This window comes from Pseudomonas macauensis (genome assembly GCF_047902425.1).
Taxonomy (GTDB): Bacteria; Pseudomonadota; Gammaproteobacteria; order Pseudomonadales; family Pseudomonadaceae; genus Pseudomonas.
The window spans coordinates 2130950-2144181 of the sequence record NZ_CP138377.1; the positions used below are offsets into that span (position 1 = coordinate 2130950).

The 13232-nt window shown below is 66.8% G+C and carries 10 protein-coding genes; 5 read left to right on the forward strand and 5 right to left on the reverse strand.

Annotated features, from left to right (window positions below; genetic code table 11):
- Window positions 1-59: 59 nt before the first annotated feature.
- From SD196_RS10155 to SD196_RS10170, 4 genes are read left to right on the forward strand one after another with little or no spacing between them, the layout of a single operon-like run.
- Entirely contained in the window at window positions 60-1358 is a 1299-nt protein-coding gene (locus SD196_RS10155; protein WP_275607804.1) for an MdtA/MuxA family multidrug efflux RND transporter periplasmic adaptor subunit, read from the forward strand.
- Window positions 1355-4477, forward strand: a complete 3123-nt coding sequence (locus tag SD196_RS10160) for an MdtB/MuxB family multidrug efflux RND transporter permease subunit (RefSeq protein WP_275607803.1) — start codon at window positions 1355-1357, stop codon at window positions 4475-4477. The genes SD196_RS10155 and SD196_RS10160 overlap by 4 nt, the downstream gene beginning before the upstream one ends.
- Window positions 4477-7587: a multidrug efflux RND transporter permease subunit gene (locus SD196_RS10165; protein ID WP_275607802.1), complete on the forward strand. Its 3111-nt coding sequence runs from the start codon at window positions 4477-4479 to the stop codon at window positions 7585-7587. The genes SD196_RS10160 and SD196_RS10165 overlap by 1 nt, the downstream gene beginning before the upstream one ends.
- Window positions 7584-9056, forward strand: a complete 1473-nt coding sequence (locus tag SD196_RS10170; protein ID WP_416311384.1) for an efflux transporter outer membrane subunit — start codon at window positions 7584-7586, stop codon at window positions 9054-9056. The genes SD196_RS10165 and SD196_RS10170 overlap by 4 nt, the downstream gene beginning before the upstream one ends.
- Before the next feature lie 59 nt (window positions 9057-9115).
- On the opposite strand, the gene SD196_RS10175 is transcribed toward SD196_RS10170, so the two are convergent.
- The 4 genes from SD196_RS10175 to SD196_RS10190 all read right to left on the reverse strand — a co-directional run bounded on the left by SD196_RS10175 (window position 9116) and on the right by SD196_RS10190 (window position 11614).
- Window positions 9116-9712, reverse strand: a complete 597-nt coding sequence (locus SD196_RS10175; protein WP_275607800.1) for a C40 family peptidase — start codon at window positions 9710-9712, stop codon at window positions 9116-9118.
- Between the two features lie 144 nt (window positions 9713-9856).
- Complete coding sequence (locus SD196_RS10180) at window positions 9857-10441, reverse strand: C40 family peptidase (RefSeq protein WP_370601254.1); 585 nt, start codon at window positions 10439-10441, stop codon at window positions 9857-9859.
- Window positions 10442-10559: 118 nt separating this feature from the next.
- The gene (locus SD196_RS10185; RefSeq protein ID WP_275607799.1) at window positions 10560-10883 is read right to left on the reverse strand and encodes an antibiotic biosynthesis monooxygenase family protein; all 324 of its coding nucleotides are present in this window, start codon (window positions 10881-10883) and stop codon (window positions 10560-10562) included.
- On the reverse strand, window positions 10880-11614 hold the full coding sequence (locus SD196_RS10190) for a glutamine amidotransferase-related protein (protein WP_275607798.1): 735 nt from the start codon (window positions 11612-11614) through the stop codon (window positions 10880-10882). The genes SD196_RS10185 and SD196_RS10190 overlap by 4 nt, the downstream gene beginning before the upstream one ends.
- Window positions 11615-11699: 85 nt before the next feature.
- Here SD196_RS10190 and SD196_RS10195 point away from each other — a divergent pair, with 85 nt between their 5' ends.
- Complete coding sequence (locus SD196_RS10195) at window positions 11700-12617, forward strand: LysR family transcriptional regulator (protein ID WP_275611974.1); 918 nt, start codon at window positions 11700-11702, stop codon at window positions 12615-12617.
- A gap of 69 nt (window positions 12618-12686) precedes the next feature.
- Here SD196_RS10195 and SD196_RS10200 read toward each other — a convergent pair whose 3' ends face one another.
- On the reverse strand, window positions 12687-13052 hold the full coding sequence (locus tag SD196_RS10200; RefSeq protein WP_275607797.1) for a hypothetical protein: 366 nt from the start codon (window positions 13050-13052) through the stop codon (window positions 12687-12689).
- Window positions 13053-13232: the final 180 nt, after the last annotated feature.

The following is a 13232-nucleotide window of genomic DNA, read 5'->3' on the forward strand; positions in this document are numbered from 1 at the left end:
CTTGCTGTGCTTATCGTTCAGCCTCGCTATCCTCTTTTCTTTTCGCCATGACGACGACCATGACCCCAAGCAATGGAACGCCCTCCAAACTCCGCACCCTGCGCCCCTGGCTCTTCACTGCGATCATCTTCGCCGGTGTGGTGGGGCTGATCATGTGGCTGCACTCGACGTCCAGCGGGGCGCCGGCAGCCCAGGGCGGCGGACGCGGCGGGCGGCCGGGTCCGGGGCAGATGGCGGCGGGGCAGGGCGCGGCGGTGACCGTCAGCGTTGCGCCCGCGGTCAAGGGTGATCTGCCGGTGCATTACCACGCCCTCGGCACCGTCACGGCCTACAACACGGTCAACGTCCGCGCGCGGGTCAGCGGCCAGCTGGTCAAGGTGCCGTTCCAGGAAGGTCAGGAAGTGAAGGCCGGCGATGTGCTTGCGGTGATCGACCCGCGTCCGTTCCAGGCCGCGCTGGATCAGGCCCAGGGCACGCTGCTGCAGAACCAGGCGCAATTGAAGAACGCGCAGATCGACCTCGCGCGCTACAAGGGCCTGTATGCCGAGGATTCCATCGCCAAGCAGACCCTGGACACCCAGGAAGCGCTGGTGCGCCAGTATGAAGGCACCCTGAAAACCAACCAGGGCCAGGTCAGCGACGCCAAGCTCAACCTCGAATTCACCCAGGTGCGCGCGCCCATCTCCGGCCGCGTCGGCCTGCGCCAGGTGGACGTGGGCAACCTGGTCACCAGCGGCGATACCACGCCGCTGGTGGTGATCACCCAGGTCAAGCCGATCTCCGTGGTGTTCAGCCTGCCGCAGCAGCAGCTCGGCACCATCGCCCGCGAGCTGTACAGCGGCAAGCCAGTGCCGGTGCAGGCGCTGGACCGCAACCAGAACCAGACCCTCGCCAGCGGCGTGCTCAAGACCCTGGACAACCAGATCGACACCACCACCGGCACGGTCAAGCTCAAGGCCGGTTTCGATAACGACGACCACAAGCTGTTCCCCAACCAGTTCGTCAACGTACGTTTGCTCGCCGAGACCCTGCAGGGCGTGCTGACCATCCCGGCCAACGCCGTGCAGCGCGGCAACGACGGCACCTACGTCTACCTGGTCGGGGAGGAGGACAAGGCCAAGCGCCAACTGGTTACCTTGGGCACCAGCGAGAACGAGCGCGTGGTGGTGACGGAGGGCCTGAAGGAGGGCGATCGCGTGGTCGTCCAGGGCACCGACCGCCTGCGCGACGGCATGCGCATGAACATCGTCGCCTCCGACGAAAAGGCCCAGGAGGCTGCCGACCAGGCCGGCGACAAGAGCACCGCCAAGCCGTTCGGCTCGGACAATCCGGTCCAGGACAGCGGTAAGAGCGAATGAACCCGTCCCGCCTGTTCATCCTGCGGCCGGTCGCCACCACGCTGTTGATGGTGGCGATCCTGCTGTCGGGGATCATCGCCTACCGCTTCCTGCCGATCTCGGCGCTGCCGGAGGTGGACTACCCGACCATCCAGGTGGTGACCCTTTACCCCGGCGCCAGCCCGGACATCATGACCTCCTCGGTCACCGCGCCGCTGGAGAACCAGCTGGGGCAGATTCCCGGCCTCAACGAGATGTCTTCCACCAGCTCCGGCGGGGCCTCGGTGATCACCCTGCAGTTCAGCCTGCAGGTGAACCTGGACGTGGCCGAGCAGGAGGTGCAGGCGGCGATCAATACCGCGCAGAGCCTGCTGCCCAAGGACCTGCCGAACCAGCCGGTGTACAGCAAGGTGAACCCGGCGGATGCGCCGATCCTGACCCTGGCTGTGATGTCCACGGACATGCCGCTGCCGCAGATCCAGGACCTGGTGGACACCCGTCTTGCGCAGAAGATTTCGCAGATTTCCGGCGTCGGCCTGGTCAGCATCAGCGGCGGTCAGCGTCCGGCCGTGCGCATCCGCGCCAACCCCGCGGCCCTGGCGTCGGCCGGCCTGAGCCTGCAGGACCTGCAGACCACCGTCACCAACAACAACCTCAACGGCCCCAAGGGCAGCTTCGACGGCCCGACCCGTTCCTCGACCCTGGACGCCAACGACCAGCTCAAGTCCGCCGACGCCTACCGCGACCTGATCATCGCCTACAAGAATGGCTCGCCACTGCGCGTGCGTGACGTGGCGAGCGTGGAGGACGATGCCGAGAACGTGCGCCTGGCCGCCTGGGCCAATACCTCGCCGGCGGTGGTGCTGAACATCCAGCGCCAGCCGGGGGCCAACGTCATCGAGGTGGTGGACAGCATCAAGAAGATGCTCCCGCAACTGCAGGCGACCCTGCCGGGCAGCCTCGAAGTGACGGTGCTCACCGACCGCACCACGACCATCCGCGCCTCGGTGGCGGACGTGCAGTTCGAACTGCTGCTCGCCGTCTGCCTGGTGGTGATGGTCACCTTCCTGTTCCTGCGCAACATTTCCGCGACGCTGATCCCCAGCTTCGCCGTACCGCTGTCGCTGATCGGCACCTTCGGCGTGATGTACCTGGCCGGTTTCTCGATCAACAACCTGACGCTGATGGCGCTGACCATCGCCACCGGTTTCGTGGTGGACGATGCCATCGTCATGGTGGAGAACATCGCGCGCTACCTGGAGCAGGGCGACCCGCCGCTGGAGGCTGCGCTCAAGGGCTCGAAACAGATCGGCTTCACCATCATCTCGCTGACCTTCTCGCTGATCGCCGTGCTGATCCCGCTGCTGTTCATGGGCGACGTGGCGGGGCGACTGTTCCGCGAGTTCGCCATCACCCTGGCGGTGGCTATCCTGATTTCCGGCTTCGTTTCCCTGACCCTGACACCGATGCTCAGCGCCAAGCTGCTGCGCCACGTCGAGCCGGAGAAGGAAGGGCGTTTCGCCCGCGCCGCCGGGCGCTTCATCGAGCACATGATCGAGCGCTACGCGGCCGCCCTGCGCGTGGTCCTGCGCCATCAGGGACTGACCCTGCTGGTGGCCGTCGGCACCCTGGCGTTCACCGCGCTGCTCTATGTGGTCATGCCCAAGGGCTTCTTCCCGGTACAGGACACCGGGGTGATCCAGGGCATCGCCGAGGCGCCGCAGTCGATTTCCTTCCAGGCCATGGCGGGCCGCCAGCAGGACCTGGCCAAGGTAGTGCTGCAGGACCCGGCCGTGGAAAGCCTGTCGTCCTTCATCGGTGTCGACGGCAGCAACGCCACCCTCAATACCGGGCGCCTGCTGATCAACCTCAAGCCTCATGCCGAGCGTGACGTCACCGCCAGCGAAGTGATCCAGCGTCTGCAGCCGGAGCTGGACAAGGTCCCCGGCATCCGCCTGTACCTGCAGCCGGTGCAGGACCTGACCATCGAAGACCGTGTCGCCCGCACCCAGTACCAGTTCACCCTGCAGGATGCCGACCCCGAGGTGCTCGCCGAGTGGGTGCCGAAACTGGTGGATCGCCTGGAACAACTGCCGGAGCTGGCCGACGTTGCCAGCGACTGGCAGGACAAGGGCCTGCAGGCCTACATCAACATCGACCGTGACACCGCCTCGCGCCTGGGTGTGAGCCTGTCGAGCATCGACAGCGTGCTGTACAACGCCTTCGGCCAGCGGCTGATCTCCACCATTTTCACCCAGGCCACCCAGTACCGCGTGGTGCTGGAAGTGGCGCCGCAATTCCAGATCGGCCCGCAGTCGCTGGACAACCTCTACGTACCCGCCAGCGACGGCACCCAGGTGCGCCTGTCGAGCCTGGCGAAGGTCGAGGAGCGCCACACTCTGCTGGCGGTCAACCACATCGCCCAGTTCCCGGCCGCGACCATCTCCTTCAACCTGGCCAAGGGCGTCGCCCTGGGCGAGGCGGTGCAGGCGATCCGCGACGTCGAGGCGCAGATGGAGCTGCCGGTGAGCCTGCAAGGCAGCTTCCGTGGCGCGGCGCAGGCGTTCGAGTCGTCGCTGTCGAACACCCTGCTGCTGGTGCTGGCGTCCATCGTCACCATGTACATCGTGCTGGGCATCCTCTACGAGAGCTTCATCCACCCGGTGACCATCCTTTCCACGCTGCCCTCGGCGGGCGTGGGCGCGTTGCTGGCGCTGATGCTGGCGGGGCAGGACATTGGCATCGTGGCGATCATCGGCATCATCCTGCTGATCGGCATCGTGAAGAAGAACGCGATCATGATGATCGACTTCGCCCTGGACGCCGAACGCAACGAGGGTAAGCCGCCCCATGAGGCCATCTACCAGGCCTGCCTGTTGCGCTTCCGTCCGATCCTGATGACCACGATGGCCGCGCTGCTCGGTGCGCTGCCGCTGATGCTCGCCGGCGGCGCCGGCGCCGAACTGCGCCAGCCGCTGGGTGTAACCATGGTTGGCGGGCTGCTGCTGAGCCAGTTGCTGACCCTGTTCACCACCCCGGTGATCTACCTGTACTTCGACCGCCTCGCCGCGCGCTGGGCGGACTGGCGCGGCCGCCATGGCCTTGACGTGAACAGCATCGACCCGGCGGAGCGCGGGTGATGAATCTGTCGCGCCCGTTCATCCTGCGCCCGGTCGCCACCAGCCTGCTGACCCTGGCGCTGATGCTGGCCGGCATCCTGTCCTTCGGCCTGCTGCCGGTGGCGCCGCTGCCCAACGTGGATTTCCCCACCATCCTGGTGCAGGCGGCGATGCCCGGCGCCAGTCCGGAAACCATGGCCTCCACCGTGGCAACGCCGCTGGAACGCGCGCTCGGACGCATCGCCGGGGTCACCGACATGACCTCCAGCAGCTCCCTGGGCAACACCACCATCATCGTGCAGTTCGACCTGTCCAAGGACATCGACGGCGCCGCGCGCGAGGTGCAGTCGGCGATCAACGCGGCGGCGAGCCTTTTGCCCACCGGCATGCCGAACAACCCGACGTACCGCAAGGCGAACCCGTCGGACATGCCGATCATGATTCTCACCCTGACCTCGGATACCTACACCCGTGGGCAGATGTACGACCTCGCCTCGACCATCGTGTCGCCCAAGCTGGCGCAGGTGAAGGGCGTGGGGCAGGTGAGCATTGGCGGCTCCTCGCTGCCGGCGGTGCGGGTCGACGTCAACCCGGACCAGCTCAGCCAGTACGGCATTTCCCTGGACAGCGTGCGCACCGCCATCGACAACACCAATGCCGACGGGCCGAAAGGCGCGCTGGAATTCGGCGAGCGGCACTGGCAGGTGGACTCCAACGACCAGCTGCGCAAGGCCAGCGAATATGCACCGCTGATCGTCCACTACAACGCCGAGACCGGCGCGGCGGTGCGCCTGAAGGACGTGGCGAAGGTGTCCGACTCGGTGGAGGACGTGCGCAACGCCGGCTTCTCAGACAACCTGCCGGCGGTGCTGCTGATCATCACCCGCCAGCCGGGCGCCAACATCATCGAGGCCACCGACGCCATCCACGAGCAGTTGCCGGTGATCCAGGACGTGCTCGGCCCGCAGGTGAAGCTGTCGGTGATGGATGACCGCAGCCCGTCGATCCGCTCCTCACTGGATGAGGCTGAACTGACCCTGATCATCTCGGTGATGCTGGTGATCCTGGTGGTCTACCTGTTCCTGCGCAACGGCCGCGCCACGCTGATCCCCAGCCTCGCGGTGCCGGTATCGCTGGTGGGCACCTTCGCGGTCATGTACCTGTGCGGCTTCTCGCTGAACAACCTGTCGCTGATGGCGCTGATCATTGCCACCGGCTTCGTGGTGGACGACGCCATCGTCGTGGTAGAGAACATCGCCCGGCGCATCGAGGAGGGCGACCCGCCGCTCAAGGCAGCCATTCGCGGTGCGCGCGAGGTGAGCTTCACCGTGCTGTCGATGACCCTGTCGCTGGTGGCGGTGTTTATCCCGCTGCTGCTGATGGGCGGCATCACCGGGCGGCTGTTCCGCGAGTTCTCGGTGACCCTGGCAGCGGCGATCCTGGTGTCGCTGGTGGTGTCCCTGACCCTCACGCCGATGCTCTGCGCGCGGCTGCTCAAGCCCATCGAACGACCGCAGAAGGCCTCGGTGGCACGCCAGAGCAACCGTTACTTCGTCGCCTTCATGCTGCGCTATCGCGCCAGCCTCAGCTGGGCGCTGGAGCATTCGCGGCTGATGGTGGTGATCATGCTCGGCTGCATCGCGCTGAACGTTTACCTGTTCGTGGTGGTGCCCAAGGGTTTCCTGCCGCAGCAGGACTCCGGACGGCTGCGTGGCTTTGCAGTGGCCGACCAGAGCATCTCGTTCCAGGCGCTGGACCAGAAGATGGCCGAGTTCCGCAAGATTCTCTCCGCCGATCCGGGGGTGGAGAACGTGGTGGGCTTCGTCGGCGGCGGCAAGTGGCAGTCGAGCAACACCGGCTCCTTCTTCGTCACCCTGAAGGACATCGGCGAGCGCGACTCGGCGGAGGTCATCGTCAACCGCCTGCGCAAGCAGCTGGCGAAGATTCCCGGCGCCACGCTCTACCTGCAGGCCGGCCAGGACGTGCGCATCGGCGGCCGGCAGAGCAACGCCCAGTACGAATTCACCCTGCGCAGCGACGACCTGGCCCTGCTGCGCGAGTGGGGGCCCAAGGTCGAGGCGGTGCTGAACAAGGTGCCGCAGTTGGTGGACGTCAACAGCGACGCCCAGGACAAGGGCGTGCAGAGCCGCCTGGTGATCGACCGCGACCGTGCCGCCAGCCTCGGGGTCAACGTCGCCGAGGTGGATGCGGTGCTGAACAACTCCTACGGCCAGCGCCAGGTTTCGACCATCTTCAACCCGCTGAACCAGTACCACGTGGTGATGGAGGTGGATCAGCCCTATCAGGAGTCGCCCGAGGAGCTTCGCCAGGTCTACGTGATCGGCAGCGATGGCCAGCGCGTGCCGCTGTCGGCCTTCGCTCATGTGGAGCCGAGCCGCGCGCCGCTGACGGTCAACCACCAGGGACAGTTCGCCGCGACCACCTTCTCCTTCAACCTGGCACCCGGCGCGCTGATCGGCCCGGCCCGCGACGCGGTGATGGCGGCGCTGGAGCCGCTGCACCTGCCCATCGACATCCAGGCCACCTTCGAAGGCAACGCCGGCGCGGTGCAGGACACCCAGAACAACATGCCCTGGCTGATCCTGCTGGCGCTGGTGTCGGTGTACATCGTGCTCGGCATCCTCTACGAGAGCTACGTGCACCCGCTGACCATCCTCTCGACGCTGCCTTCCGCCGGCGTCGGCGCGCTGCTCACGCTGATGCTGTTCCGCACCGAGCTGTCGCTGATCGCGCTGATCGGGGTAATCCTGCTGATCGGCATCGTGAAGAAGAACGCGATCATGATGATCGACTTCGCCCTCGACGCCGAACGTACTCTCGGGCTGTCGCCGCGCGACGCGATCCTGGAAGCCTGCATGAAGCGCTTCCGGCCGATCATGATGACCACCCTGGCCGCCATCCTGGGCGCGCTGCCGCTGATCTTCGGCGTCGGCGGCGATGCCGCGCTGCGCCGCCCGTTGGGCATGACCATCGTCGGCGGCCTGATCGGCAGCCAGTTGCTGACCCTGTACACCACCCCCGTCGTCTACCTCTACCTCGACCGTCTGCGCCATTGGGTCAACAAGAAGCGCGGCGTGCGTACCGACGGCGCCCTGGAGACACCCGTATGATCCGCTCCCGTTCCCTGCTTCCTTTGGTGCTGGCCGTGGCCCTGGCCGGTTGCGCCATCGGTCCGGACTACCAGCGCCCCGAGCTGACGGTCCCCGCCAGCTTCAAGGAGGGTGAGGGCTGGCAACTGGCCAAGCCCCAGGACGGCTTCAACCATGGTGCCTGGTGGGAACTGTATGGCGACGCCACGCTGAACGACCTGCAGACCCGCCTGGTCGCCGCCAACCAGACCCTGGCGCAGTCGGTGGCGTCCTACCGCCAGGCCCGCGCGCTGGCCAAGGGCGCGCGCGCCTCGTTCTTCCCCACCATCAGCGCCGATGCCGGCAAGACGCGTTCGGGCCAGGGCACCGGCAGCGGCGGCAGCGTGCGCCTGCCCGACGGCTCCACCGTGGCCAGCGGTGGCGGCGGTGGTATTTCCAACAGCTACGACGCCAGCCTCGGCGTGAGCTGGGAGCTGGACCTGTGGGGCAAGCTGCGCCGCCAGCTGGAAGCCGACACCGCGAGCATGGACGCCAGCGCCGCGGACCTGGCCGCCTCGCGCCTGTCCTTGCAGTCGGAGCTGACCCAGGACTACCTGCAACTGCGGGTGATGGACCGACAGATCAAGCTGCTCAACGACACCGTGGTCGCCTACCAGCGCTCGCTGAAGCTCACCGAGAACCAGTACAACGCCGGCATCGTCACCAAGGCCGACGTGGCCCAGGCGCGCACCCAACTGAAAAGCACCGAGGCCCAGGCCATCGACCTGAAATACCAGCGCGCCCAGCTGGAGCACGCCATCGCCGTGCTGGTCGGGGTGCCGCCGGCGCAGTTCTCCCTGGCCGCCGTGGACGCCGTCCCTGCGCTGCCGCAGGTACCGGCGCTGCTGCCGTCGGAGCTGTTGCAGCGTCGCCCGGACGTGGCCTCGGCCGAGCGCAAGGTGATCGCCGCCAATGCGCAGATTGGCGTGGCCAAGGCCGCCTGGTTCCCCGACCTGACCCTCACTGCCGCCGGCGGCTACCGCAGCGGCAGCTTCCAGAACTGGATCGAGACGCCCAACCGCTACTGGTCCATCGGCCCGCAGTTCGCCATGACCCTGTTCGACGGCGGCCTGATCGCCTCGCAGGTGGAGCAGGCCGAGGCCAGCTACGACCAGACCGTGGCCAGCTACCGGCAGACCGTGCTCGACAGCTTCCGCGAAGTGGAGGACTACATGGTCCAGCTCAAGGTGCTGGAAGAGGAGAGCGGCGTGCAGCAGGAAGCGCTGGACGCCGCCCGCGAGGCGCTGCGCCTGACCGTCAACCAGTACAAGGCCGGCACCATCGACTACAGCAACGTGGTCACCACCCAGACCAGCGCGCTGTCCAACGAGCGCACCCTGCTCACCCTGCAGGGCAGCCGGCTGACCGCCAGCGTGCAACTGATCGCCGCCCTGGGCGGTGGCTGGGATGCGGCGAAGATTGCCGAGGAAGGCCAGGCGGTACGGGACTGACCCGTCATCAGTCGTCGATCAGCGCGCTCAGCGGGACACCCGACGGGTGTCCCGATGGCTCAGCCGCGGAAGCGGCGAGCGGTGGTGTAGCTGCGCTCCCAGTAGCTGTTGTCCAGGGAGTCCTGGCGGATGCGTTCGCCGGAGCTGGGCGCGTGGATGAACTGGTTGTTACCGATGTACAACCCGACGTGGCTGGTGCGGCCGCGACCGTTGCGATTGAAGAAGACGGCATCGCCCGGCTTGAGTTCGTCACGGCCGATGCGCGTGCCGCCAGCCTGGATCATTTCTCCGGTCGTACGCGGCAGCTTCGTGCCGGCCTCGGTACGGAACAGGTAGACCAGCAGCCCGCTGCAGTCGAAACCGCCCGCCACCGAGGTGCCGCCACTGCGGTAGGGCACGCCGATCAACTGCCGGGCACGGGCGACCACGCGGGAATTGCTGGTGCGCTGGCTGTCGTGCACCCCGGCCTGAAGAGGGCGTGCGGTCGCACGGTGCAGGCGAGGGACATTACGCTTGTCCACCTTGGCGTGGGAGGTGCGCGACAGGCTGGCGGCAGCCTTGTAGCCATGGGGGGCTATTACAGGTTCCCTGGCTTCGCATAGCGGAGCGGCGAGGGCGACCATCAAGGTCATGTTCAGGAGAAGGAGCGGGCGCATCGTTCGTACATCGTGTGGCTGGGCTGAAACGGAGCGCTATCTTAGGAACCTCCCGGAGGACGGGGATGAGGCGATATACTTGGTCCGTGTAGGTCTTTTCTGATTTGAAAATCCCGAGTGACTCGGGTTCATTTCTTTGCCGGTTCACCCGCTGAACCGCCGTGCCGTGGTGTAGCTGCGCTGCCAGTAACCGTTGTCCAGCGAATCGATGCGAATGGTCTTGCCAGTGCTCGGCGCATGGATGAATCGGTTGTCGCCGATGTACAGGCCGACGTGGCTGGTCCGCCCACTGCCGTTGTGGTTGAAGAACACCGCATCGCCTGGACGCAGCTCCTCACGACCGACTGCATTGCCGCGCTGGGCGATCATTGACGCGGTGGTGCGCGGCAGCTTGCGGTTGGCGATGCTGCCGTACAGGTAGACCAGCAGACCGCTGCAATCGAAACCTTCCTCCAGGCTCTTGCCACCCCAGCGATAGGGTTCGCCGATCAGTTCATGGGCGCGGGCGACGATGCGGTGTGTGTCGACGGTGCGCCGGACGTCGCCAGGGATACGCCCGGTCGCCGGTCGCGGCGGGCTCCGGCGGAAGGCTGGACGGATCAGTTGTTGCTCCAGCGTATCGAGCTCATAGCGTCGCCAGGACGGCGCATCGAAGTCATCGGCCAGCGTAAGGCCGGGGGAGCAGGTGGCGCATAACAAGAGTACGGGAAGCCAGTGAGCGGGACGCACGTCGATTCCTCGCGGGGAGTGATCAGGACGGGCGTCATCCTAGGAATGGGCAGGGAAATCGAATGTAGGATTTCTCCAATGCCCGTGAAGGCGTTTTCCATGGGAGACCAGTGGTCGTTCAGCGTTCGAAGCCATAGGCGCGTTCCACCCGGCAGACCCGTACCTGGAAGGCGTCGTACCAGTCCCGCCGCCCTCGCTGCTGGGCGCTGCGGTGCTCGCATAGGTTTCGCCAGCGGCCGATGGCGGCTTCATCGCGCCAGTAGGACACCGTGATGCCGAGTCCATCGCTGCCCCGAGCGGATTCGACGCCGAGGAAACCCTCCTGCTCGGCGGCCAGTTCCAGCATGTGTGTGGCGGTGTCGGCGTAGCCGTCGTCCTGCTCGCTGCGCAGGGAGGTGAAGACCACGGCGTAATAGGGCGGTTGGGGTGTCTTGGCGATCATGCGGGGCTCCCGACAGCGGTGGCTGCGTATTCGAAGGCGGCGGCCAGGAAGGCCTGCGCCAGCGGTACGCCGACGCCGGCGAGCGCCTTGCGCTCGGGCTGGAACAGGGTGGCGAGGAAGAACGGGTGGTCCGTGGCTTCCAGCGCGCGGATGCTGCCGTCCTCACCGAGGGCGCTGGCCCGCAGCGAGTCGCCGAACAGAGCGTCCTGGAACTCGGGGTTCACCCCGTAGCTACAGCGATAGCCTTCGCGGATGCTCGGCAGGCCGTAGATCGCCGCCAGGCGCGAGCCTGGACGCAGCGTGATGGTTTCGCTGACTTCCACCAGCGAGCAGGGCAGGGCATGGATCACCGGGCGCTCGGCGTTCGGGGCGGTCTCGCCGTGGGCGGCATCCTGCCAGCCGAGTACCTGGCGGGCACGCTCCAGCAGCGCGTGCTGGAAGCCGCCGCAGGTGCCGAGGAACGGAACGTCGTGTGTACGGGCATAGGTGATGGCGCGCAGCGCTCCCTCGGTATCGAGATAGGGACTGCCGGGGATGCACCAGAACCCGGAGTAGGCGTGCAGCGGCAAACCGGCCGCCAGGCGCGGGGTATCCAGCCAGTCGACGCGCAGGGTGCCGCTGTGGGGCAGCAGCGACTGCTGCAGCGCCAGGGGAATCGCCCAGTGCGCGATGACGCGACTGTCACGGTCGCCGATCAAGCCGATGCGCAGACCCTTGCGTTGCCGCCTCATGTTTCGCTCCCCTTTGCGCCGAGGCCCATTGGCGGGCCGATGGGAGCAATTTATAGTTGCGCTGGTGCAACCAAAATTGGCGGTTGTGCAATGCCGGAGTGCGTCTATGCAATATCGTCTCGAGTACGCCGATCTTGCCCTGGTACTGGCGCTGGTGCGCGGCGGTAGCCTGGCCCGTGCGGCGGAGTTGCTGGACGTGGATGTCTCCACGGTATTCCGCGCCGTGCGGCGCCTGGAGAAGGCGCTGGGCACCGCGTTGTTCGAAAAGGGCCGCCACGGCTACCTGCCGACCGCCACCGCGCAACAGGTCGCCAGCCAGGCGGAGCTGGCCGAGCAGGCGCTGGAGGCTGCGCGGCTGAGCCTGGAACAGGGGCACGACGTGCTCAGCGGCACCGTGCGCCTGACCTGCTCCGACACCGTGCTGCAAGGTCTGCTGCTGCCGGCGCTGGCGCGCTTCATGAAGCGTTACCCGGCACTAAACCTGGAACTGACCACCTCCAACGCCTTCGCCAACCTCAGCCGCCGTGACGCCGACATCGCCCTGCGCCTGACCAGCTCGCCACCGGAGCACCTGGTCGGGCGCAACCTGGGCGATGTGCACTACGTCCTTTGCGCCCACCGCGACTACCTCGCCGAGCAAGGCAAGCGGCCCTGGCAGGACATGAGCTGGATCGCCCCGGACGACTTCCTGCCCGATCACTCCAGCGTCGCGTGGCGCCGCCAGGCGTTCCCGGCGGTGGTCCCAGCGTACCGCTGCAACAGCATGCTCTCGGTGCTCGACCTGTGCCGCGCGGGCCTGGGGCTGGCGGCGCTGCCCGCCTTCCTGCTGCGCCCCGGCGACGGCCTGCGGGTACTGGAGGGCGAGTTGCCGGGGTGTAGCACCCACCTGTGGCTGCTGACTCGTCCGGACTGCCGCGCACTGCGCGCGGTGGTGACGCTGTTCGAGGAGTTGGCCGGCAATCTGTCCATGACTCCACGGACCGGGGGCGGCGGCCAGGGCTAGCGTTTTTGTCGGCACCTTTGCCGAGGTAGCTGAAACGAAAGGCCCCGCTCGAAGCGGGGCCAGTGCGAATTACCAGTGGCGATAGTGCCCCGGCGGACCGTAGTAAGCCGGCCCGTAGTAGCGGGGCGCATAGTAGCGTGGGCCGTAGTAGCGGGGCCCCGGCACCACCACGACGGGACGGTAGACCGGCACCGGCTGGTAGTACACCGGGGGCGGTGGCGGTGGATAGTAGGCCACTGGGGGCGGTGCGTAGTACGGCGCCGGAGGTGGCGCGTAGTAGGGGGCTGGAGACGACCCGGCGACGATCGCCCCGCCGACCACGGCGCCGACTACCGCGCCGATGGCGGCGGCATCGCTGTTGCTGTTGGCCGCTGCCTGTCCGGCGAGGGCCAGGCAACCGCAGAGTACGGCGAACTGGGGAAGGCGGCGAAGCATGATGTACCTCCTGGGGGACCCGGCATGGAGCCCGATATCCATGAGACATCCGCCCGCGGAGATTGGTAAGGCCAGCCAGTGTAAAGGTTGTGTAAAAGGCGCCGTGCCGCTCTGTGGCGAGCACTCTCGTGCAGCAGGTTGCAATACTTCAATGCCCCATTCGGGGTTTCAGGCTGGTAA

Bases quoted from the DNA above. Each gene is read 5' to 3' on its own strand.
- SD196_RS10155 (WP_275607804.1), top strand. From the start codon at position 60: ATGACCCCAAGCAATGGAACGCCCTCCAAACTCCGCACCCTGCGCCCC.
- SD196_RS10160 (WP_275607803.1), top strand. From the start codon at position 1,355: ATGAACCCGTCCCGCCTGTTCATCCTGCGGCCGGTCGCCACCACGCTG.
- SD196_RS10165 (WP_275607802.1), top strand. From the start codon at position 4,477: ATGAATCTGTCGCGCCCGTTCATCCTGCGCCCGGTCGCCACCAGCCTG.
- SD196_RS10170 (WP_416311384.1), top strand. From the start codon at position 7,584: ATGATCCGCTCCCGTTCCCTGCTTCCTTTGGTGCTGGCCGTGGCCCTG.
- SD196_RS10175 (WP_275607800.1), bottom strand. From the start codon at position 9,712: ATGCGCCCGCTCCTTCTCCTGAACATGACCTTGATGGTCGCCCTCGCC.
- SD196_RS10185 (WP_275607799.1), bottom strand. From the start codon at position 10,883: ATGATCGCCAAGACACCCCAACCGCCCTATTACGCCGTGGTCTTCACC.
- SD196_RS10190 (WP_275607798.1), bottom strand. From the start codon at position 11,614: ATGAGGCGGCAACGCAAGGGTCTGCGCATCGGCTTGATCGGCGACCGT.
- SD196_RS10200 (WP_275607797.1), bottom strand. From the start codon at position 13,052: ATGCTTCGCCGCCTTCCCCAGTTCGCCGTACTCTGCGGTTGCCTGGCC.